This window comes from Streptomyces antnestii, from assembly GCF_004005495.1.
Lineage (GTDB): Bacteria > Actinomycetota > Actinomycetes > Streptomycetales > Streptomycetaceae > Streptomyces > Streptomyces antnestii.
Window position 1 is genome coordinate 146468 of sequence record NZ_RZYA01000019.1, and the last position, 20612, is coordinate 167079.

General features: G+C 71.9%; 19 protein-coding genes and 1 pseudogene. 6 read left to right on the forward strand and 14 right to left on the reverse strand.

Going from position 1 to position 20612, the window contains the following annotated elements; genetic code table 11:
* Nucleotides 1-74: 74 nt before the first annotated feature.
* Complete coding sequence (locus EOT10_RS31215) at nt 75-1235, reverse strand: alanine racemase (RefSeq protein WP_127831725.1); 1161 nt, start codon at nt 1233-1235, stop codon at nt 75-77.
* 133 nt (nt 1236-1368) lie between these two features.
* Between EOT10_RS31215 and EOT10_RS31220 the strand changes: the two genes are divergently transcribed.
* Nucleotides 1369-1962: a cupin domain-containing protein gene (locus tag EOT10_RS31220; protein ID WP_189492284.1), complete on the forward strand. Its 594-nt coding sequence runs from the start codon at nt 1369-1371 to the stop codon at nt 1960-1962.
* Here EOT10_RS31220 and EOT10_RS31225 read toward each other — a convergent pair.
* Entirely contained in the window at nt 1871-3115 is a 1245-nt protein-coding gene (locus EOT10_RS31225) for an MFS transporter (protein ID WP_127831727.1), read from the reverse strand. The genes EOT10_RS31220 and EOT10_RS31225 overlap by 92 nt on opposite strands.
* Entirely contained in the window at nt 3112-3681 is a 570-nt protein-coding gene (locus EOT10_RS31230; RefSeq protein WP_127831728.1) for a helix-turn-helix domain-containing protein, read from the reverse strand. Before EOT10_RS31230 ends, EOT10_RS31225 begins: the two co-directional genes overlap by 4 nt.
* Between EOT10_RS31230 and EOT10_RS31235 the strand changes: the two genes are divergently transcribed.
* A complete protein-coding gene (locus EOT10_RS31235; RefSeq protein WP_127831729.1) occupies nt 3680-4216 on the forward strand; it encodes a GNAT family N-acetyltransferase in 537 nt (178 codons plus the stop codon). The genes EOT10_RS31230 and EOT10_RS31235 overlap by 2 nt on opposite strands.
* A 20-nt stretch (nt 4217-4236) precedes the next feature.
* Here EOT10_RS31235 and EOT10_RS31240 read toward each other — a convergent pair whose 3' ends face one another.
* From EOT10_RS31240 to EOT10_RS31255, 4 genes are all read right to left on the reverse strand, one after another.
* Complete coding sequence (locus tag EOT10_RS31240; protein ID WP_127831730.1) at nt 4237-5874, reverse strand: ABC transporter substrate-binding protein; 1638 nt, start codon at nt 5872-5874, stop codon at nt 4237-4239.
* Between the two features lie 5 nt (nt 5875-5879).
* Entirely contained in the window at nt 5880-7970 is a 2091-nt protein-coding gene (locus EOT10_RS31245) for a hypothetical protein (protein ID WP_127831731.1), read from the reverse strand.
* An 86-nt stretch (nt 7971-8056) separates the two neighbouring features.
* A complete protein-coding gene (locus EOT10_RS31250) occupies nt 8057-9250 on the reverse strand; it encodes a metal-dependent hydrolase family protein (protein ID WP_127831732.1) in 1194 nt (397 codons plus the stop codon).
* On the reverse strand, nt 9247-10752 hold the full coding sequence (locus EOT10_RS31255; RefSeq protein ID WP_127831733.1) for an MFS transporter: 1506 nt from the start codon (nt 10750-10752) through the stop codon (nt 9247-9249). The genes EOT10_RS31250 and EOT10_RS31255 overlap by 4 nt, the downstream gene beginning before the upstream one ends.
* A gap of 166 nt (nt 10753-10918) precedes the next feature.
* Here EOT10_RS31255 and EOT10_RS31260 point away from each other — a divergent pair, with 166 nt between their 5' ends.
* Entirely contained in the window at nt 10919-11845 is a 927-nt protein-coding gene (locus EOT10_RS31260; RefSeq protein WP_189492286.1) for a MurR/RpiR family transcriptional regulator, read from the forward strand.
* Nucleotides 11846-11865: 20 nt separating this feature from the next.
* Here EOT10_RS31260 and EOT10_RS31265 read toward each other — a convergent pair whose 3' ends face one another.
* From EOT10_RS31265 to EOT10_RS31275, 3 genes are all read right to left on the reverse strand, one after another.
* Nucleotides 11866-12822, reverse strand: a complete 957-nt coding sequence (locus tag EOT10_RS31265; RefSeq protein WP_127831735.1) for a DMT family transporter — start codon at nt 12820-12822, stop codon at nt 11866-11868.
* A gap of 185 nt (nt 12823-13007) precedes the next feature.
* Nucleotides 13008-13616, reverse strand: a complete 609-nt coding sequence (locus EOT10_RS31270) for a TetR/AcrR family transcriptional regulator (RefSeq protein ID WP_127831736.1) — start codon at nt 13614-13616, stop codon at nt 13008-13010.
* A 71-nt stretch (nt 13617-13687) separates the two neighbouring features.
* Nucleotides 13688-14932: an MFS transporter gene (locus tag EOT10_RS31275; RefSeq protein ID WP_127831737.1), complete on the reverse strand. Its 1245-nt coding sequence runs from the start codon at nt 14930-14932 to the stop codon at nt 13688-13690.
* A gap of 133 nt (nt 14933-15065) precedes the next feature.
* On the opposite strand from EOT10_RS31275, the gene EOT10_RS31280 reads away from it, so the two are divergent.
* Together EOT10_RS31280 and EOT10_RS31285 are read left to right on the forward strand one after the other, a co-directional pair.
* Complete coding sequence (locus tag EOT10_RS31280; protein ID WP_127831738.1) at nt 15066-16031, forward strand: LysR family transcriptional regulator; 966 nt, start codon at nt 15066-15068, stop codon at nt 16029-16031.
* Nucleotides 16032-16147: 116 nt separating this feature from the next.
* The gene (locus EOT10_RS31285) at nt 16148-17353 is read left to right on the forward strand and encodes an MFS transporter (RefSeq protein WP_127831739.1); all 1206 of its coding nucleotides are present in this window, start codon (nt 16148-16150) and stop codon (nt 17351-17353) included.
* Between the two features lie 12 nt (nt 17354-17365).
* Here EOT10_RS31285 and EOT10_RS31290 read toward each other — a convergent pair whose 3' ends face one another.
* Nucleotides 17366-18340, reverse strand: coding sequence for an alpha/beta hydrolase (locus EOT10_RS31290; protein ID WP_223281317.1), 975 nt, complete (start codon nt 18338-18340; stop codon nt 17366-17368).
* Nucleotides 18341-18687: 347 nt separating this feature from the next.
* On the opposite strand from EOT10_RS31290, the gene EOT10_RS31295 reads away from it, so the two are divergent.
* Nucleotides 18688-19368 (forward strand): hypothetical protein, encoded by a 681-nt coding sequence (locus EOT10_RS31295; RefSeq protein WP_223281318.1) that lies wholly within the window; start codon nt 18688-18690, stop codon nt 19366-19368.
* Between the two features lie 37 nt (nt 19369-19405).
* Here EOT10_RS31295 and EOT10_RS31300 read toward each other — a convergent pair whose 3' ends face one another.
* From EOT10_RS31300 to EOT10_RS31310, 3 genes and pseudogenes are all read right to left on the reverse strand, one after another.
* Nucleotides 19406-19618 (reverse strand): hypothetical protein, encoded by a 213-nt coding sequence (locus tag EOT10_RS31300; RefSeq protein ID WP_127831741.1) that lies wholly within the window; start codon nt 19616-19618, stop codon nt 19406-19408.
* 79 nt (nt 19619-19697) lie between these two features.
* Nucleotides 19698-20123, reverse strand: coding sequence for a hypothetical protein (locus EOT10_RS31305; protein WP_127831742.1), 426 nt, complete (start codon nt 20121-20123; stop codon nt 19698-19700).
* Nucleotides 20124-20485: 362 nt separating this feature from the next.
* Nucleotides 20486-20612: pseudogene (locus tag EOT10_RS31310) on the reverse strand (ectoine/hydroxyectoine ABC transporter ATP-binding protein EhuA); the annotation flags it as partial.

Genomic DNA, 20612 nt, shown 5'->3' on the forward strand with positions numbered 1-20612 from the left:
TGGGGCGGGCAGACGTACGCACTCGTTCAGCGGACACGGGGCGAGCGCCACGCCCGGTCCCCCTGGGCGCGGCCTCACCGGAACCGGGGGTGCCAGACGTCGTCGGCGCGGCCCGCTTCGTCGATGACGGTGATGTCCGGCCAGCGGTCGAACGCGGAGCAGGGGTGTGAGATCCCCAAGTCGACCTCGTCGCCCACGTGAAGGCCACTCGCGTCGGTGAGGACCAGGTGGTGGTCGTAGATGTGGGAAGCGGTCGCCCGTGCGGCCGGCCTCGGCACTCCGTGTGGGTCGCGGGCGCTGACGAGGACCGGCAGTCCGGCGTCGTAGGGCAGTTCGCGCTTCCCGGCGCCGACCACGACGCGGCCCGGTTCCGGCGTGGAGAGTACGACGGCCCGGACCGTGAGGGCCGCGCGCAGCCCCGGCACGGGCGAGACATGGGCGTAGGTGCCGTGGTCGTGGGTGACGTAGCAGCCCGAGCGCAGGACCGGCAGCACCGGCGGGCGGTCCGGCTGTGCGGTGAGTTCCCCGAGGGCGTGCACCACTCGGTCGGGGAAGGCGGAGCCGCCCATGCTGAAGAGGGGCTGCGCGGTCTGGAACAGGGGCGTCAGGGTGCGGAAGAGTCCGACCGTGGCGCGGCAGTGCGCGTCGACGTCCGCCAACGTGGCGGCAGCCCGGTCGTTGGGCCTGACGCCCTCGTAGCCCGCGACGCCGGCGAGGAGGATTCCGGGCGCCGCGTGGGCCGCCTCGGCGAGTTCCCGCGCTTCAGCCGGCTGCCGTACTCCGGTGCGTCCGCCCGGCGTGCCGATGTCGATGAGCACGTGCAGGGGGTTGCTCGCGCCGGCCATGACCTGCCGGGCGAGGTCCAGGCCCGCCGCCGAGTCGATGAGGGCGTACAGCTCCGGTGCGGGTGTCTCGTCGAGCCTGCGGCGGATACGGGTGAGGTCGTGGTGGTGGACGACCTCGTTGGCGATGACGATGCGCCGTGCTCCCCAGCCGAGCGCGATGCCGGCCTGTCGCGCGGTGGCCACGGTGACGCCCCACGCCCCTGCGGCCAGCTGCCGCTCCACGATGGGCCGCGTCATCGTCGTCTTGATGTGCGGGCACAGCTCGACGCCCCGCTCCCGGCACCAGGCCGCCATGGTGCGGACGTTGTGTTCCACCGCGGGCAGGTCGAGGCGCAGCTCGGGCAGCTCGCCCGTCGGACGCTCGTGGGGTGGTGTGCCGGTGTGTGCCATCAGTCCTCCAGATCGACGGCCCGCACTGCGGGAGCGTCTTATATGCAGGACGGAGCGTAGATTATGTGCGACGCGACCGGCAAACACTATGCTGGATGCTCTGTTCTGTTTACTGGACGATGGATGCGAGCCTGTGCCTACCGACGATCACCCTCCGGCTTCGCCGTCGAACCCGCGCAACGACGGGATCGGGCAGCACCTGCGCCGGGAACGGCTGGACCGCGGCTTCACTTTGGAGACGCTCGCCGAACGCACGGGACTGTCCCGCAGCTATCTCAGCAACGTCGAGCGGGACGTCAACAGCCCGACGATCAACACGTTGCGCACGATCGTCGAGGCGCTCGGTACGACCCTCAGCAGGCTGTTCCAGGCGGCCGACCGTGAGCAGCGCGTCCTCACGCGCCCCGACCAGCGCGTCGAGCTCACGCGGGCGGGGGTGGAAGGCGTCACGTACACCCTCCTCAACCCCAAGCACGGCGGCCGGCTCGAAATGATGATGCTGGAGGTGGCCCCCGGCGCGTCCTCGGGCGACAACCCGCACACCCACGCCGGGGAGGAAGTCGGTCTCCTGGTGAGCGGTGAACTGGACTACTGGGTCGACGGCGTGCACTTCCACCTGCGCCCCGGGGACTGCGTCAGCTTCGAGTCCACCACCCCGCACCGGTACCGGAACCCCGGCGAGGTGCCCGCGGTGTGTATCTGGTCCGAGACCCCGCCGGGCTTCTGACCGGGCGTTCGCGCCGGGCGGCCAGGAGCCCCGCGAGCAGCAGTGCCCCGAGTACCGCGCCGGCCGCGGCGGGCCAGCCGCCCACCGCGAGCAGGGGCGCGGCCAGGGCGGAGCCCGCGACGCCGGCGAGGAAGTACAGGAGCAGGTAGACGCCGCTGAGGCTGCCGCCGCGGCGTGGGTCGACGGCGAGGATGCGCGCCTGGTTGGCTGCCTGCGCGGTGAAGCAGCCCGCGTCCAGGAGAGCCAGGCCCAGGGCAGTGACGGCCGGGCGGTCCAGGCCGGTACAGAGCAGGGCGGCGCCCACGGCGGCCGCACCCATGCTGGCGCGGATCACCGCGCGTGGCCCGAACCGGTCGCTGAGACGTCCCGCAACGGGAAGCGCCGCGAAGCCCAGGGCGCCCGCCAGGCTGTAGAGGCCGATGGCCGCGGCGTCGAGCCCGTACGGGGGCTGGGCGAGGCGGACGGTGAGGGCGACCCAGACGAGGCTGAAGGCGAAGTACCACAGGCTGCCGGTCAGCACGGCTCGGCGCAGGGTGCGGTACCGGCGCAGCAGCCCGGGCAGTGCGGTGAGGGTGGCGAGATAGCCGGCCGTGGGAGCCGGCCGGTCGCGCGGCAGGCGCAGCCAGGCACCGGCGGCGCACACGAGGACGAGCCCCGCGAAGGTGAGCAGCATGCCGCGCCAGCCGAGGGCGTGCGTGAGCGCTCCGCCGACGAGCCGGCTCAGCAGGATCCCGGCGGACATCCCGGCGGCGACGAGCGCGACGGCCGACCCGCGCCGCTCCCCCGCCGCCGCACGCCCGGCGATCGCCGAGGCCTGCGCGCTGACACTCGCGCCCGCCCCGATGATCACGTACGCGGCGAGGAGCGTCCCCGGTCCGTGCGCGGCCGCCGCGAGGAGCAGGCCGCAGGCGAGCATCGCGAGCTGACCGGTGACGAGGCGGCGGGGCGCCGCGCGGTCGGCGAGCGGCAGCAGGAAGGCGAAGCCCGCGATGCATCCGACGAGTGCGGCGGTCGTGACGAGGCCGATGGCGGCCGTCGAGGTGCCGGTGTCCCGGGCGACGTCGCCGAGGGCGGGCTGGACGGCGTAGTTGTTGGCGAGGGCGACGCCGGCCGTGCAGGCGAGCAGGCCGACGCCGCCGCGGGGGGACCTCACGGGGCGTCGCCGCGCACCAGGACCACGGCGTAACGGCATGCGTGGTCCGTGGAGTTGATGAAGACGCAGGGCGCGGGCGGGCCCAGTTCGACGGTGTCCCCGGCGTCGAGCTCGTGCACCGACTCGCCCTCGCGGAAGGTGAGATGGCCTTCGATGACCCAGATGAGCTGCCGGTGGAACGCGAACGCGGCGGCAGGGTAGGGGACTTCGGCCCCGGCGGGCAGCCGGATCTCCGCCATCTCGGCCGGGAAGCCGGGCCCCGAGATCTGCCGTCGCGTGTAGCCGGTGTCCGGGTCGAGCCACTGCGGCCCCGCGTCACCGCGCCTCACCCGGTCCCCGCCCGCGTCCGGGTCGAGCAGGGTGGCGACGCTGAGCTGGAACGCGGCCGACAGCTTGCCCAGGACCACGGCGGTCGGGTTGCTCTCGCCGCGCTCGATGCGGTTGATCATCGCCCGCGAGACCCCCGACTCCTGCGCCAGCTCGGCGAGCGTCCACCGGCGGCGGTCACGCTCCACACGGATGCGCGCGCCGATGCGCTCCACCAGGGGGTCTACGATATTGGACATGAATCCACTATACGAGAACGGCGTGCGGGCGGTGACGGTCCGCCCGGCAGAGCCGGGTGACCTGGACGCCGTCCTCGCCATCCGCAACCACGCCATCGAGCACGGCACGGCGCTGTGGACGGACACACCGCAGACCCGTGACGAGGGCGCGGCCTGGCTCGGCGCGCATCTGGGGCGCGGTTCGGCGTACGTGGCCGAGCGCGGCGGCGCGGTCGTCGGCTTCGGCGTCTACGGCCCCTGGAAGGACTACTCCGGCTTCCGGCACACCGTCGAGAACTCGGTGTACGTCGCCGAGGGCCACCACGGCCACGGCATCGGCTCGGCCCTCCTCGGCACGCTGGTCACCTCCGCCGCGGCGGCCGGCCTGCACGTCATGATCGCCGGGATCGAGGCGGGCAACGCGGCGTCCGTCCGCCTCCACGAGCGGCACGGTTTCGAGCACGCGGGCACGGTGCGCGAGGTGGGGACGAAGTTCGGGCGCTGGCTCGATCTGACGTTGATGCGGCGGCAGTTGAACAGCGCCCCGCCGAGCTGAGCACCCCCGTCCTGCGTCTGTCAGCCGCCGCGTACGACGCAGTCCTCCGGCTGCGGGGCGCCGGTCGGCCAGGCGAGGCGGACGAAGCCGAGCGTGCCCGGGCCGGGCTTCGTGCCGGGCTTCAGCTCGACGACCGCGAGCGGCTTGTCGTACGGGTTTCCCGCCTTGGTCAGGCAGATCCGGCCGCTGGTGCCGTTCACCCGGTTCTGGGCCTGCATCGTGGCCCAGCGGTTGCCGACCTGATCGGCGGTGGGCACGTCCTGGCCGGTGGGCTTGGCGCCGCGGATCGCCTCCACCGCGGTGCGCACTCCGTCGTGCACCAGCATGGTGCGGGAGTCACCGAGGTCCACGGGGCCGATGTCACGGCCTGCCGCGGCCAGCGCGGAGACGGTGCCCCGCAGCCGCTCCAGCTCGGCCAGCGGGTCGCGCAGGTATCCGGGTGCCTTCGAGGCGGGCGGCTTCGTGCCGGTTCGTTTCCTCTGCTGTTCCTGCCAGCGCGCTGTCTCGGTGCTCCAGGAGTCGGGGTGGGCGGGTGCGGCGTACTGCACGGTCATCCGCGGTTTTCCGGAGCTGTCGCGCAGCTCGGCCCAGTCCGCGTCGGTCATCCGGTTGTTCAGCGAGGCCGCGTCCGAGCCGGACACCACGGTGAACTTCCGGTTCTCGCAGGCCTCCTTGGCGAGCCGCTTCAGGAAGAGCCGCAGGTGGGTGGACCGGCCCGCGAAGTAGACGGTGTCCGCGCCGGAGTTGCAGATCGTGTTGACCGTCGGCTTGAACTGGTTGTCGACGTCGCCCGGGTCGGCGACCCCGGTGGAGGTGAAGGTCATGTCGTCGGGGCCGGGCGGGCCCTTTTCCGGGAGGCGCTGGAAGGCGCGCGCGAGGGAGAGGACGTAGGGGTCGGGGCGGGTGTCGCGGACCAGGACGGTCCGGCGGTCCTCGCGACTGCCGTTGGAGGAGGCCAGCGCCCTGGCCTGTTCCTCGTTGGTGGGGACTATGCGGGCCAGGCCCTTGAAGTCGTACGTGCCGTCCTTGCTCTCCCGGTTGGCGAGGGAGCTTGCCGTCGCCCGTGCCACCAGGACCGGCACGTGCTGTGCGGTGAGGCTGCGCACCGCGGCCGTGGTGGCGTCCAGGGAGAGGTTGAAGCCGGTCACCGCGCGCAGGTTGTCACTGCCCGACCGGGACATGCGCACCAGGTCCGGGACCACCTCGCGCTGCTTGGCGTAGTCCTTGCCGGGGTTCGCGAGGACGAGCTTCACGACCGGTTTTCCCGGCTCGCGATTGGCCTGGTACTGGGCGAGGAACGCGCCCTGGAGGTCGCTGCGGAGCTGGCGTCGTTCGGCCTTCGACGCCGGCTGCAGCGGGAGCATCATCGCCACGGTGACGTGCGGCCGGTCGCTGACGCGCTTGTTCTCGTCCGCGATGCGGGCGGTGACCGGGGTGATCTCCGGTATGCCGAAGTCGTAGCCGGATCCGTTGACGCCGATGCATTCGTCGCCGGACCTGGTGACGCCGTCGGCGCAGGCGGCCGCCTCCTCGGTGAGCCGCGAGACGAGCCAGTACGTGCCCACGCCGAGGACGGCGGCCAGGGCGCACGTGAGGATCCTGCGCAGGAGCGTGCCCCACAAGAACCCGTACAGCTGGTCGACGGTGGTCCGGAACATGGCGCTCAGCTCCCCTCTCCGATGTGGGCCGTGCAGGAACAGGACTGCAGCGGCTGCCGGTTGCGGGCCCGGCGGCCCCACAGTTCGGCCCGCGTCGTGAGGACGGGTGCCGCGCCGGCGTACTCGCGGGCCAGCTCGTGCAGCAGGTGCACCGTCCGCTCGGCCGCGGCGGTGTCCGGCGGCCGGGTGCGTTCCTCGCACAGCCACACGGCGTGCAGCAGCTCGTCCAGTTGCCGCTCCAGCTTGGCGCCCTCGATGCGGGCCACCGTCATCCGGGCGTGCCGGTCGTCGCGGCCGCCCGGCGCGGGGGCCTGGGCGAGGGCGAGGAGCTGGTCGCACCACTCCTCGGTGCCCACGCCGTCCGCGGGGAACGCGCCGGCGAGGTGGCGCACGGCGCGCTCGGGGCCGTTGGCGACCAGGTCGTGGTTGAGGCCGTGCGCGGCCGTGGTGCCGAACGCCCGGTCCGGGGACTCGGCGCGGGTGCGGTAGTGCGCGTGCAGGAGGCTGTGGTTACGGCGCCACTCGGCGCCTTCCTGCGGAGGTCCGTGCAGCCTGCTCATCAGCATCTGCCGCAGGCCGAAGTCGCCGATGAAGTGCCGCTCGCACGCGGGCCAGCCGCTCTCCAGCAGATACCGCTGCACCTCGTCCGCCGTGATCGTGCCGGCCGTCCCCGCCAACTCCGGGCTGCGCAGCAGGGCGCGGGCGCAGTCGCCGGTGTGCGCGACGGACAGCTGGGTCAGCAGGTCCAGCCAGCGGCCGGTGTGCTCCACGGGCAGGTGCTCGGGCAGTTGCCGCAGCACCAGCTCGGTCAGCAGCACATCGCGGACCGGGAGAGGCTCCCCGTCCAGTACGGCGGGCTGGTCGAGGAGTTCACGGTCGTTGTCCAGTTCGGGCAGTTCCCCGGCCGCCTCGACGAGTCGCTGCACGGTCCGGGGGCGGTGGCCGGAGAGCCGGTGCACCGCGCTCTGCGCCCGGCGCAGCCGCGCCGCCTGTGGTGCCCCGCCGGTGTGCCGCTGGAGCTGCTGGTGAAGGTGCTCGGTGGTGAGCAGGGGCATGCGCAGCAGGAGTACGCCCTGTCCCAGGCGGCCGCGTGCGGGCAGGCGTTGCCAGCCGGGCGGCTCCTCCTGGTCGGGCCGGTAGTGGGCGAGTTCCTCGGTGCGGGGTTCGTCGGCGAGGAACAGCGGCCGTGCCATCCGCTCGGTCGCGACGAGCACGGTGCGGTCGCGGTGCCCGTCGGCCCGGTCGGCGAGCGCCGCGGCCAGGAGTACGCGGCCGACGGGCCAGTTGGCGTGCTGGAGCAGGACGGCGGGGCGGCCGACCCGGGTGAGTGCGGCGCCGAGGCCGCTGTAGGCGGCATCCAGGTCCTCCCGCAGGGCGCGGAAGAGGAAGCCTTCCGCGAAGCGCCGCTCGTCGCCGCCGTGCTGGAAGTCGTGGGTGAGCAGCCGCAGGCCCGTGCCCGGGCTGCCGGCCGCGCCGGGATAGTCGCCGTACGTGGCGCGCACCGGCTCGGCGCCCGCGCTGGCCAACTGCTCGAGGAATTCCGTCAGCGCGGCGCCGACGAGGGGCGCGGCGACGGGGGCGACCACGCCGGCGAGCGCGGACAGGTAGCCGGCCACCACGTTGCGGGTGAACCGGCCGAGGCCCTTGCTGGGCCGCAGCACCACTCGGTAGCGGGCCAGCTCCTGCTCCATGTCGCGCCGCCGCAGCTGCTGACCGGCGGTGACGGCGGCCATCCCGGCGAAGAACCGCGGGGAGGACAGGGCCCCGCCCGGCCCCTCCCACTCCCCCATCCGCTGGGCGATGTCGTACAGGGCCTCTGTGACGACCGAGCGGCAGGACGGCCGCCGCGCCGCCTCCTCGGCGTAGCGCGCGTCGGCGCAGTCCACGTACGCGACGGGGACCTTGGGGCCGAAGCGGTCGCGCAGGACCTCGACAAGGCGTTGCTTGCCCATGCCCGGCCCGCCGGTGAGCAGGACGACCGGCAGGTCGGGCCCGTACAGCAGCTTCTCGTCGCGGCCCCGTGCGTTGCGGCCCAGCAGCCTGGGGAAGAACCCTCTCTCGTCGAGGAGTTCCTCCAAGCCCAGGTCCCGGCTCATCCGGCCCACCCCCGTACACGTACGCGCCCGCGGCAGCGGGTCGTGAATGTCGCACGGAGCGTACTGGAGCCCCAGGTGTCACGACATCAACTTTCCAGCACGTTCTTGACGACGGCCCCGCCGCGCATGATGAGCAGCAGCCGGCGATCGGGATCGGTCAGCACGCCGATGTCCTGCAGCGGATCGCCGTCGACCACCAGCAGGTCGGCGAAGGCGCCCGGCACGATCTCGCCGGCGCGCCCCACCAGGCCGGCGATCTCGGCGCCGGTGACGGTGGCCGACCGGATGACGTCGGCCGGTTTCTGCACCTGGGCGCGCAGGCTGAACTCCGTCAACTGCCGGTCGTGGAAGGCGCCGTGGAGGTCGGTGCCGTATCCGATCCTGAGCCCGGCGCGGTCGGCCAGTTCGAGCGCGTGCAGTCCGGCGTCGGTCACGTCGAGCAGCTTGCGCCGGCTCTGCTCCGAGAGGGAGCCCGACTCGCCGCCGGCGAGCGCGGCGTAGGTGGCCAACGTGGGTACGTAGAAGGCGTCGTGCCGCTGGAAGAGCTCGATGCTCGACTCGTCGATGAGGTTGCCGTGCTCGATCGTGCGGACCCCGCAGCGCAGGGCCCGGTTGACCGCCTCGGCGGTGTAGGCGTGGCCGGCGACGTAGCGCTTGGCCAGGTTCGCCTCGTCGACCGCCGCGCGGATCTCGTCCTCGGAGTACCCGAGTGCGTCGACGCTCATCGTGGAGATGATGCCGCCGCTGAGGGTCAGCTTGACGTGGTGTGCGCCGACCGCCATCTGTTCGCGGATCGCGCGGCGCAGTTCGGTCTCGCCGTCGCAGATCCGGGTGAGGCCGTGCCCGCCGGTCGGCGCGATGATCGGGCCGCCGAACAGCACCCGCGGACCGTCGAACAGCCTCTCCTCCACCGCGCGGGCGAGGCCGTGGTCGGCGCCGCCCATGTCCCGGACGGTGGTGAATCCGCGCATCAGCATCTCGCGCAGCAGCCGGGACACCCGGGCAGCCGTGTAGTACGGCGACCATGAGCGCAGTTCGGCGAAGTCGGCGCTCGCCTGGGTGGTGTGCACGTGCGAGTCGATCAGGCCGGGCATCAGGACACGACCGCGCAGGTCGATCGTGACGGCGTCACGAGCCCGCGCCTCGGTGTCGCCGGCCCGCGCCTCGGCGTCGCCGACCTCGGCGATCACGCCGTCCTCGACCACCACGCAACGGTCCGGCAGCAGTTCACCTGCTCGCGGGTCGAGCACCGTCGCGTTGCGCAGGATGGTCGCGGTCACTGGTTGTGCTCCTTGATACGGCTGTCTTCAGCAGCGTCGGTGTGTGGGGCGATCGGGGTGTGCGCGGCGGCCGGTTCGGCCAGTTCCTCCAGCGTCCGGCCGCTGGTGCTCACGCCGAGGACGAGGATGGCGAGGGCCCCGAGCACGAGCGCGCCGGTCACCATCGCGAACACGCCGCCGAAGCCGAGCGCGGTGTACAGGACGCCGATGGTGATGGGGGCGGCGATCCCGCCGATGCGCCCGAACGCGGAGGCCGCGCCGGTGCCGGTCGCGCGGATCGCCGTCGGGTACACCTCGAGACTGTAGGCGTACAGGGCCGCGTAGGTGCCGTTCATGAAGAACGACAGCAGCATTCCGTAGAGCAGTACGAGGTGGTCGCCGTCGCCGCGCGAGAGCAGGAAGGCGGAGGCCGCGCCGCCGAGGAGGTAGGTCACGATGGTCCGGTTACGGTCCATGCGCTCGGCCAGGAACGCGGCCGAGTAGTAGCCGGGTATCTGCGCGGCGGTGATCAGCAGCGTGTACGTGAAGCTCTTCGAGATCGTCATGCCCTGCTGGACGAGCAGGGAAGGGATCCAGACGAAGAAGCCGTAGTAGGCGAACGTGAGCGTGATCCACAACAGCCACAGCACGGCGGTGCGGCGCGCCATGCCGCCGGTCCACAGGGCCGCGATCCGCTGGAGGGCGCCGGTGGGTTCGGAGTCCTGCGCGGGCATCGGTGTCTGTGCCTGTACCTGTGCCTGTACCTGTGCCTTCACTTGTGTTTTCGCGGAGGGCTCCGGTACGGGTGGCAGGGGTCTGCCCGTCGTGCGCTCGACGTCCGTCTCCAGGCGGGCGACGACGGCTTCGGCCTCGTCCAGCCTGTTCTGCTGCACCAGCCAGCGCGGGGACTCCGGCAGGCTCCGGCGCCACCACAGGAGCATCAACACCGGTGCGGCGGTGACCAGTTGGGCGACCCGCCAGCCGTCCGCGAAAGCGGGGACGAAGAAGCGGCCGAGGAGCGCCGCCGAGAGGTAGCCCAGCGAGAAGAAGCCCGCGACGGAACCGACGAAGAGACCCCGGATCCTGCTGGGTACGAACTCGGACATGAACGCGGGGATGATCGCCGCCTCCGCCCCGACCCCGATGCCGGCGACCAGGCGTGCCCCGAAGAAGAACTCCCAGTTCGGCGCGAACGCGGCCACCGCGGTGGCGGCGCAGTAGAGCGCGAGCGCGTACATCATCACCCGTCGGCGTCCGATGGCGTCGCCGGCCAGGCCCGCGCTCAGGGCTCCAATCATGATGCCGATGAGCAGTGAGCTGCCGAGCAGACCGGTCTGCCACGGCGCGAGGTGCCACAGCGGTGTGACCACGGGCAGCAGGTAGGAGACGAGCGAGCCGTCCATGCCGTCGAACGCGATGCCGAGGCCGCCCATGAACATCAGTCGGATGTGCGGGCGGGCCACCGGGAGACGTTCCAGGCGGGCCAGCAGTGCAGGGCCACCCGCCGGTATCGATGGGGACATCGCGCCTCCTTGCGCGGGGGAACGTCCCGGTCCTGCCGGGATGCGAGGACCATAAACTGCACGAGACACTGCAAGCAATAGTGAATGCATGACTTCATGCACAGCCTCTCCCGGGTATGTACGTGGGCCTCAGATGTGGGCTACATGCATGGGCAGAATGGGCCCCATGACCGACGAAGGCGCAACCATCACGGAGTGGCTCGACCGGCTGGTCGCCGGCGTGCACCTGGGGCCGAAGGCCACCCGGGTCCGCCAGATCCTGACCACGCAGCCCACCTACTGCTCGTACGCGACGGCCGCCGAGGTGGCCGACCGCGCCGAGGTCAACGGGGCCACGGTGGTCAGGTTCGCCCAGAACCTCGGCTACCCCGGCTGGCCCCAGCTCCAGGAGGACCTGCGCCGCGTCTACCTCGCGCACCGCTACGACGCCCGGCAGCCCGGTGTGCCCGACGGCGACCTCATCGCCGCGTCGCTCACGCGCGACGTGGCGAATCTGCAGGCCCTGCAGCGCTCGTTCGACTTCCCGGCCGCGCACACGATCGTCGGCGCCATCCGGGACGCCCACCGCACGGTCGTCGTCGCCTCGGGCACGCACGCGGTCGCGGCCGTCGCCTTCGCCGGGCTGGCCGCCAGCCGCGGCTACCCGGTCACCCACGAGGACCGGGGCGGTCCTCACCTCGCCAACGCACTCGCCGGTCTGCGCGCCGGGGACTGCCTCGTGGCCTGGAGTTTCTGGCAGCACTACCGCCAGACCGTGGCCGCGCTCCGTGTCGCACGCGAGGCGGGTGCCACCACGTGCGTGATCACCGACACCCGGCATTCCCCGGCGGCGCGGGGCGCCGACCACATCCTGGTGGTGCCGACCGAAGGTGTGTCCAACCTGCAGTCGATGACGGCCGCCACGAGCGTGGCGTACGCGCTCTTCGCGGAACTGGCCGCGACCGACCCGAAGACCAGCCGTACGGCAGCACACCGGGTGGACGCCGTATGGCGGGAGCTGGACCTCTTCACGGAAGACACACCGGACCACGGCGGTGGCCGCGCCCCACAGCAGCCGAAGGGTTCCGACAAGGGGTCACACGGCGGGAGTTGAGCCGCACGCGTACGCGCCTGTCACCGGAGCTCCAGGGACTCGGAGATCACGTTCTTCGTCCCCTCGCCGGCGCCGCCCCCATCTCGGTGCGGAACACGGCCCTTCGCGACGGGAGGGGAGGGGGCGGTGAGTACGGCGAGGCAGCCGACGACCAGCGCGATCCCGGCCCACCCCAGCGAGGGCAGCCGTTCTCCGACGACCAGTACGGCCAGTACGGCGGCGACCGCTGGTTCGAGCAGGGAGAGCGTGGTCGCGGTGCTCGCCGGGATGTGCGCGAGGCCCCAGCCGAACAGGACGTAGCCGAGGAACATCGGTACCAGCGCCATGTACGCGCCCACGCCCGCGTTGGTCCAGGAGTCGACAAGCGGGGCGCCGGTGGCCAGGAGCACGGGCAGGAGCAGCAGTCCGCCGAGGCCGAAGACCGTACCCATGGCCGCGCCCGAGGTGACGCCGCTGTTGATCAGGCGGTGGGCCGCCCAGGAGTAGAGGGCGTAGGTGAAGCCGGCCACGAGGCCGAGGCCGATTCCGAGCACGGTCGACGCCATGGGTCGGGCATCGGAGCCCGAGTGGCTCCGGGCCGCTTCGGCGACGCACAGCAGCACCGTTCCGCACAGGCCCATGGCGGCGCCGGTCATCCAGCGGCGCGTCAGGCGGCTTCCGTCCACGGCACGCTCGACCAACGCCGAGGCGAGCGGGGCCGAGCCGATCGACACGACTGTTCCGGCGGCGACCCCTGCCAGGTGCATCGAGGTGTAGAACGCCAGCGGGTAGGCGCCCACCGCCAGCGCGCCGAGTGCGACGACACCGCGCCGGGCGCGCAGCCCGGACGCTTCCCGGGCGATCCGCGGTGCGGCCATGACCGCTTGGAGCAGTCCGCCCAGACCCATGGCGGCGGCCCCGATCGCGAGGGGGCCCACCGCCGGCGCGAAGGTCGCGGCGGTCCCGGTGGTGCCCCACAGCACCGATGCCACCAGCACGCAGAGCGACCCCACGCCCGCCGAACCGGCCGTACGTCCGACGGCCCGCCCCGCAGCGGATCCCGTACGTCCGCCGCCGCCCCGGCTCACCACTGATCCAGCGTGTCCAGATCCCCGCGTCACAGCCGATCCAGCACGTCCACTTCCCCGCCGCACCGCCGATCCCGCACGTCCGCCGCCCCGCCTCACAGTTGGTCCAGCAGGTTCGCCGCCATAGTCCGGGCGTGGTCCACTCGCGTACCCGCGCTTTCCAGGCCGGCCCGTGCCATGGCCCCTTCCAGCAGGAACGCCAGCCGCTCCGCCATGGCGCCCGCCTTCTCCGGCTGTCCCGGCAGCAGCTCCTCCAGGTGCCCGGCGATCAGCGCTTCGACGTCCTCCTTGTGGCGGCGCACCACGTCCCGGCCCTCGTGCCCGGCGGGGAGTTCGGCGGCGGCGTTGAGCAGTCCGCATCCCCGGAACCCGCGCTCGTAGGCGAACGCCGCGTGGTCGGCGTACGCGTCGAAGACGGCCAGCACTCCGCCGCGGCCGTCCCCGACCGCCGCGAGGCGCGCCCGGTACAGGCCGAGCCACTCCTCGTGCCGGGCGTCGAGGTAGGCCATCACCAGGTCGGCCTTGGAGGAGAAGTTGTTGTACAGGCTCATCTTCGCCACGCCCGCCTCGGCGGTGATCGTGTCGATCCCTGTCGCCGAGACACCGTCCGCGTAGAAGCGGCGCGCCGCGGCGGCGAGCAGTCGCTCACGCGCGCTCCCCCGCCTCTTACGGGGCTGCGTCGCCGCGCCGTCGGTCTCGCCCATGACGTCCCCTCTCACTAATTAGGTAGGTCAGTCTACCTAAGGCGTGTGGGCGTCGTGTGCTCGCAGAGCCGTCACATGACGCTCGTGGCCTCCGCGCTCGCGCCGCGGGGAGCGCGCTCACGGCGCGGGAGCAGCAGCGGGGTGGCCAGGAGGAGGATTCCGGCGGCCGCGATCGCGGGGCGGAGACCGATGACGGAGGCGAGCAGTCCCCACGCGGCGGTCAGCGTGGCGATGGCGGCGCTGCTGCTGACCGACCAGGCGGTCAGGGTGCGGGCGACCCGGTCGGGATCGGTGTGTTCGAGCCGGTAGGTGGACAGCACCGGGTTGAACAGGGCGCAGCTGGTCACCAGGCCGAGCTGGACGGCCATGATGAGCACCATCCCGGGGACGCCGGGCCCGACGAACGCCAGCGGCACGGACCAGCATGCACGCAGCACCCCGCTGGTGAGGATCATGTTGCGCTGCCCGAACCGGGCCACGAGCGGGCGCGCCAGCCGTGCGCCGACCAGGCCTCCGACGCATGGAACCGCGAACACGAGACCGTACTGCCAGGGAGCGAGCCCGAGGCGGCCGAGCAGGAGCACGGCGAGCAGCGGCTCGGTCGCCATGATGAGGCCGTTGACCACGATGCCGTTGAAGAACAGGGGGCGCAGCGAGGAGTGGGTGAGGATGTAGCGCCACCCTTCGAGCAGGTCGCGGGCCCGCAGCCGCGCGGCGGGTTTCCGCGCGGGGTGTGGTTCCGTCCCGCCCATGGCGCGGATTCCGAGCGCCGAGAGCAGGTAGCTGAAGGCGTCGGCGAGCACGGTCGTCACCGGGCCGAACATCGCGATCGCGGCTCCGCCGAGGGGCGGTCCGGTCACCGTCGCCGTCCACATCGTGGATTCGAAGCGGCTGTTCGCGACGAGCAGGTCCTCCGGCGGAAGGAGCCCCTTCAGGTAGGCGCCGCTGGCCGCGCCGAAGGCGATGTTCGCGGCGGCGCCGACGACGGAGACAACGAGGAGTTGGGCGAAGCTGAGCCAGCCGAGGGCGAACGCGGCGGGGACGCTGGCCATCGCCGCGAACCGGATCAGGTCCATCGCGACCATGACCGGCCGCTTGCGGCGGAACTCCACCCAGGGCCCGAGCGGCACCGCCGCCACCGCCCCCACGGCCCGCCCTGTGGCGGCGAGCGCGGCCACCTGCGTCGGCCCGGCGTGCAGCACAGTGATCGCGATCAGGGGAAACGCGCCGAATCCGAGCCACGTACCGTACGAGCTGACGGCGAACGCCGCCCACAGCAACCCGAACCGACGCCCCAGCGTCCGCCTGCCCGCCATCCCCCACGCACCTCTCACCGAACCGGACCACCACGCACTGACCACCGGCATCAAAGCGAGGAGCGGATGGCGAGATCAAACAACGACGAGCCAGGGAAGCACAACGATCAGTTGTGCCGATACCATCCCCGGCGTGGATCTCGATGCTGTGCGCACGTTCGTGTCCGCCGCGGACGCGGGACGGTTCCAGGACGCCGCCGATGAATTGTCGGTCACCCAGCAGGCGGTCTCCAAACGCATCGCCACGCTGGAGAGGATCCTGGGCGTGCGGCTGTTCACCCGTACCGCGCGAGGGGCGAAACTCACCATCGACGGGCAGGCTTTCCTGCCGCACGCCCGAGACCTGCTGCGGGCCGAGGAGCGTGCACTCGCCTCCGTGCGTCCCGGCCGCCGGGCGCTGCGCGTCGACGTGATCGGCCGACGGCTCGCGCCCGCCGATCTCGTACGCGACTTCCATCGCGCCCACCCCGAGGCCGAGCTCGACGTCGTGACCCTCTTCGACGCCGACGCCGCGGTCGACGCCATCCGGACCGGAACGATCGACGCGTCCATCCGCGCCGTCACCATGCCCGGCCGGCAGCTCCCCGACGACATCGAGAGCGTGCGGGTCCTCGGCGAGCCCATCCAGCTCCTCACGGGCGCGGCCCACGAGCTCGCCGCGGCCCGTTCGGTCACGCCCGCCGATCTCGTCGGGCACCGGATCTGGATGCCCGGCATCGTTCCCGGAACCGAGTGGGCCGCCTACTACGACGCCCTCGCCGCCGCGTTCGGACTCACGATCGAGATCACCGGCCCCGACTTCGGCACCGAGCCCCTGCTCGACACCATTGCCGACTCCCGGTCGCTGGCGACCTTCGTCGGAGAACAGACGCGCCTCGCCTGGCCCGCGGACCACGGCCTGCGGCGCGTCGTCGTACAGGATCCGACGCCGGTCTATCCGCACTCGCTCCTGTGGCACCGCGACAACCCGCATCCGACGCTCGCGATGCTGCGCGACCACTTCGGCTCCGGGCCCGTCGACCACGGTGACGTCAAGACCTGGACACCGGCGTGGGCGCGCCGGCCGGATCCGCGTTCCACGGGCCCGGCGACGGCCTGACCGGGGACCACCTCCGGGGACCGTCTCCAGGGACCACCTTCGGGCTCGCCCCGGCCGGCGCAGCGCCGAGCTCGCCGAGCGGGTGCGCGGGGGCCGACGCGACTACCGTCGACGGCATGAACCGTGACCGCCGAGCATGGCGCCGGTGTTCGCTCGGCGGTGCGGTGTTCGCCGTCTGCATGACCGGCACCACGCTTCCGACCCCGCTCTACGGTCTCTACCAGGACAAGTTCGGCTTCTCCGAGCTGACGGTGACCGTCGTGTACGCGGTGTACGCCTTCGCGGTCATCGGTGTGCTGCTGCTGACCGGCAACGTCTCGGACTCCATCGGCAGGCGGCCGGTCCTGCTGTGCGGCCTGGGCTGCGCCGCGGCCAGTGCCCTCTGCTTCCTGAGCGCCACAGGCCTCGGCTGGCTGTACGCGGGACGGCTGCTGTCGGGACTCTCCGCCGGCCTGTTCACCGGGGCGGCGACCGCGTACGTCATCGAGCTGGCACCGCCCGGCGGCCGCGCCCAGGCCACGTTCGTGGCGACCGCCGCCAACATGGGCGGCCTCGGCTGCGGTCCACTGCTCGCCGGAGTGCTCGCCCAGTACGCCCCCTGGCCGCTGTACCTGCCGTTCGCCGTGCACTTCACGCTGGTGGCCGCGTCGGCCGCCGTCCTGCTGTGGCTGCCGGAGACGGTGCGGGAGCGGCAACCGCTGAGCACCGTACGGCCGCAGCGGCCCGGGCTGCCCGCGCAGGTCCGTCCGGTGTTCGGGCCCGCGGCGACCGCGTCGTTCGTGGGGTTCGCCCTGTTCGGAGTGTTCACATCGGTCAGTCCCGCGTTCCTCGCGCAGTCCCTGGACGTACGGAACCACGCCGTGGGCGGTTTGATCGTCGCGCTCGCCTTCTTCGCGTCGACGGCGGGGCAACTGGCGGTCGGCCGGGTCGGGACGGACCGGTCACTGCCGCTCGGCTGCGCCGCGCTCTTCGGCGGGCTCGCGTTGCTCGCGGGCGCGCTGCGGTGGGATGTGGTGTGGCTCGTGGTGCTGAGCGCGCTGGTGGGCGGTGCCGGGCAGGGACTGTCCTTCCGTGGGGCGCTGTCCGTGGTGGCCGAGGCGTCTCCGCCGGACCACCGCGCGTCCGTGATCTCGACCCTGTTCGTGGTGGCGTACGCGGGCATCTCCGTGCCGGTCATCGGCGTCGGCGTCCTGACCGGCCCGATCGGCCTGGAAGGCGCCGGTCTGGTGTTCATCGCGTGCATGGGCGTCCTGATCACCGCCTCGGCGGGATACCTGCTCCGGCGGCTACGGGCGCTGCCGGAGCAGGCACCCACGAGGTGACCCGCACGCCTCTCAGGAGTTGGACGGCGCGAGGAGGCGCCGGAGCCAGCGGGTGCGGGCGGCGCGTGCGTCCCGGCTGAGGGCGGACCGCGGCGCCAGGCTGTCGAAACCGTGGCAGCCGCCGGGCCACACGTGCAGCTCGGCCTGGCCACCGCACTGCCAGATGGCGTTCGCGTAGGCCACGTCCTCGTCCCGGAACATCTCCGCCGAGCCGACGTCGATGTACGCCGGGGGCAGTCCCGACAGGTCGGTGGCGCGGGCGGGGGCCGCGTAGGGCGACAGGTCCCCGGCTCCGCGGCGCTCGCCCAGCAGCGCGTGCCACGCGGTCGCGTTGGACGTGAGATCCCACATGTCGACGCCCGACATCTGCCGACCGGAGAACGTCGTGCCCCGGTCGTCGAGCATCGGACACAGCAGCAACTGGCCAAGGGCCGGGGGGCCGCCGCGGTCACGGACGAGCAGGGCGAGGGCCGCGGCGAGCCCGCCACCCGCGCTCTTGCCCCCGATGACGACGCGATCCGGATCGACGCCCAGCTCGGCCGCATGCCCGGCGACCCACACAAGCCCCGCGTAACAGTCCTCCAGCGGCCCTGGATACGGCGTCCCGGGCGCCAGCCGGTACTCGACGGAGACGACGGCGATCCCCAGCGGGAGCGCCCACTCCCGGAGAATCCGTGGCAGCACCGACCATGCGTTGCCCATGACCATCGCGCCCCCGTGCAGGTAGTACAGGAGGGGCAGCGACCCTACGAGGCCTGACGGCCGGGCGCTCACCAGCGTGACGTCCGGGGCACCCGCCGGTCCCGGCACACACCACTCCGCGACGTCGAAGGCCCCACCGGCGCGCAGATCCTCCACGGTCGGCCGGGGCCGGCCGCCGGCATCCCGGACCTGTCGCGCCACCAGATTGTCCGGCGTGAGCGACTCCCACGCCTCGCTCCCCAACTCCGCCAGTACGACGCCCAGTTCAGGATCGAACGGAGGCACAGGCACCGCACCTGACCCTGCCGGAACACCGTCGGAACCCATCGACCCACACCCCTCCCCCATCACACAACCACCAACGGATCCGCGCGCGCCACGCCAAGCGAGGCCGAGCCCGGCCGTGTCAGAGTGGGGAAGTGTCCCCGCGGATGCCGCACGGTCCCCTGGAACCGGACGTACAACACACTTTCCACGACCGCACCTCGCCCCGCCTCGGTTTCTCTGCCGGAGACGGATCATGCCACGAGCGATCTCCGCCCCCCTTCCGCACAGCGCGGCCCTCGCTCGGCAACCGCTCCCGAGAGGAGCGGTTGCCGCAACGATGCCGTGTCCACCTCGTTGATCACCCCGTGAAGATCACCTTCGCGCGGCGAAAGCCGCGCCTCTTGGCAGCAGCCGTCGCCGCCCTGGCACTCGGCGTCACCGGTGCCGAAAGCACCCAGGCCGCACCCGCGCCCCGATCGACCTGCCCGACGGCGGAGCTCTTCGCCACGAACAACACCGCCGTCATCACAAACCCGGACGACCCCCGGCTCCAGACCCGGCTGACGCGCTTCGACCGCGAAGTGCGCCAGATCATCCACACCAACGGGGCCCTGCCCGGCTCCTCGAAGCTCTTGCGGGGCGTCTTCTGGTCCGGCGACCTCAAGCAGGCCACGTACGAGCGCTCACGCGAGTTCGACATCGGCCTGGTCGGCCGTGAGGGGCTCAACCACATCGCCGGCGTCATCGCGAAGACGTACCACCAGGAGTCCGTGCTCACGTTCCGCTGTCTGCCGCGGACGTCGCCGGAGACCGACGCCCTCGAAATCGAGGCCCCCGGTGTCAGCGCGAACCGACTGCACGACGAACTGGTCGCGGACCCGGTGGCCCGCGACAAGCTCGGCGGCGGCTCGGTCACCGCCGACGGCAGACTCGTCCTCATCGCTCCGCTCGCCGACCTGCCGCTGGCCCGGGAGTTCACAGCAAAGCTCGGCGTCGACTGGGGCACAGCGCAGGTGCACTACGGGGACAGGGAGTTCGTGAGCTGAGCCGACGGCGCCACGCCTCCGCCCCCGTCCCCGTCCCCTATCCGCGCGTGGTGGATCGGTCCGCGGGGGCGCGGAGCTGGGCGGCCTGATCGGGCGCGGGCCGGACCACACCGTGCCCGCTGAGCGCATGGGCCGCGTCATACAGCGCCCGTTCGGCCACCGACCGGGTTTCCGCCACGACGTCACCGCGTTCGCGTACGAGGCTGTCGTAGACGGGCAGGTGATCGTTTCCGTCTGAGTGGGGTGTCACAGGGATGGTCCTTCTGAAGGTCTGTCGTACTCATCGCCTGTCCGTATTCACGAGGAAGCGGACAGGAACTGATTTACCGTCACATGCGGTTGAGGCGTGCGGAGATGCCGTGCCCGACCAGCAGATAAATCACCGCGGGAAGGCCGTAATTGAGGAGGACGCGAAGACCTTCGGTGTCCATGGTGAAAACATCCTGTGACCACCAGGCCAGCCAGTCGGCCACGCCGTGCACGAACTCGACGAAGACGTTCCCCTGGTTGGCCTCGAGGAGATAGAGCAGAATCCAGAGCCCCAGAAAAGCGGCGGCCACGTCGGCGATCGTGTGGACAATCAGACCCGTACGCCGCGCGCCACCCTCGCGCCTCTCACGACGCGGACGCGGCGGCGGAGGCGACTGCGGCGGGTAGGGCGAGTTCTGGGGAGACGGGGCGTTGTGGGGGTACTGGGAGTTCTGCGAGTACTGGTCGTAGGCGTGGGGTCCGGCCATCGGGTCGGTATTGCTCACGGGAATCCAATCTGGCGCGTCACACTTTGCTGGCATGCAAGTCTGCGTCACGCGACCGCCCTCGCGTTACACGCCCATCGGAATATCCCAAATATGGCCAGGTACTCGGCAACTTGCCCAAATGTGCGAGTGCCGGAATCCAATTACCGTCAGCCATCTCACCCTCGTGTGCCCATTCCGTGCGAACCCGGTGGCACCCTCCTCAAATCTCCTCACTCATCGTTCATCTTCCGCTGAACTTTCCACGCGTCCTTCACGTTCACCGCCCAGGGTGAACGCCGTCCACTTCCGGCATGCGAAAAGGGGGCGGTACGGGCCGTGTGGCCCGTACCGCCCCCTTTTTTTCGCTGTGGCCTGTGTGGTTACAGGACCTTGGAGAGGAAGGACTGGGTGCGTTCGTGCTGGGGGTTGGTGAGGACGTCGCGGGGGTGGCCGGATTCGACGACGACGCCGCCGTCCATGAAGACGAGGCTGTCGCCGACCTCGCGG

Bases quoted from the DNA above. Each gene is read 5' to 3' on its own strand.
- EOT10_RS31255 (WP_127831733.1), bottom strand. From the start codon at position 10,752: ATGTCCCCATCGATACCGGCGGGTGGCCCTGCACTGCTGGCCCGCCTG.
- EOT10_RS31230 (WP_127831728.1), bottom strand. From the start codon at position 3,681: ATGTCCAATATCGTAGACCCCCTGGTGGAGCGCATCGGCGCGCGCATC.
- EOT10_RS31270 (WP_127831736.1), bottom strand. From the start codon at position 13,616: ATGGGCGAGACCGACGGCGCGGCGACGCAGCCCCGTAAGAGGCGGGGG.
- EOT10_RS31285 (WP_127831739.1), top strand. From the start codon at position 16,148: ATGAACCGTGACCGCCGAGCATGGCGCCGGTGTTCGCTCGGCGGTGCG.
- EOT10_RS31215 (WP_127831725.1), bottom strand. From the start codon at position 1,235: ATGGCACACACCGGCACACCACCCCACGAGCGTCCGACGGGCGAGCTG.
- EOT10_RS31240 (WP_127831730.1), bottom strand. From the start codon at position 5,874: ATGTTCCGGACCACCGTCGACCAGCTGTACGGGTTCTTGTGGGGCACG.
- EOT10_RS31275 (WP_127831737.1), bottom strand. From the start codon at position 14,932: ATGGCGGGCAGGCGGACGCTGGGGCGTCGGTTCGGGTTGCTGTGGGCG.
- EOT10_RS31260 (WP_189492286.1), top strand. From the start codon at position 10,919: ATGACCGACGAAGGCGCAACCATCACGGAGTGGCTCGACCGGCTGGTC.
- EOT10_RS31235 (WP_127831729.1), top strand. From the start codon at position 3,680: ATGAATCCACTATACGAGAACGGCGTGCGGGCGGTGACGGTCCGCCCG.
- EOT10_RS31245 (WP_127831731.1), bottom strand. From the start codon at position 7,970: ATGAGCCGGGACCTGGGCTTGGAGGAACTCCTCGACGAGAGAGGGTTC.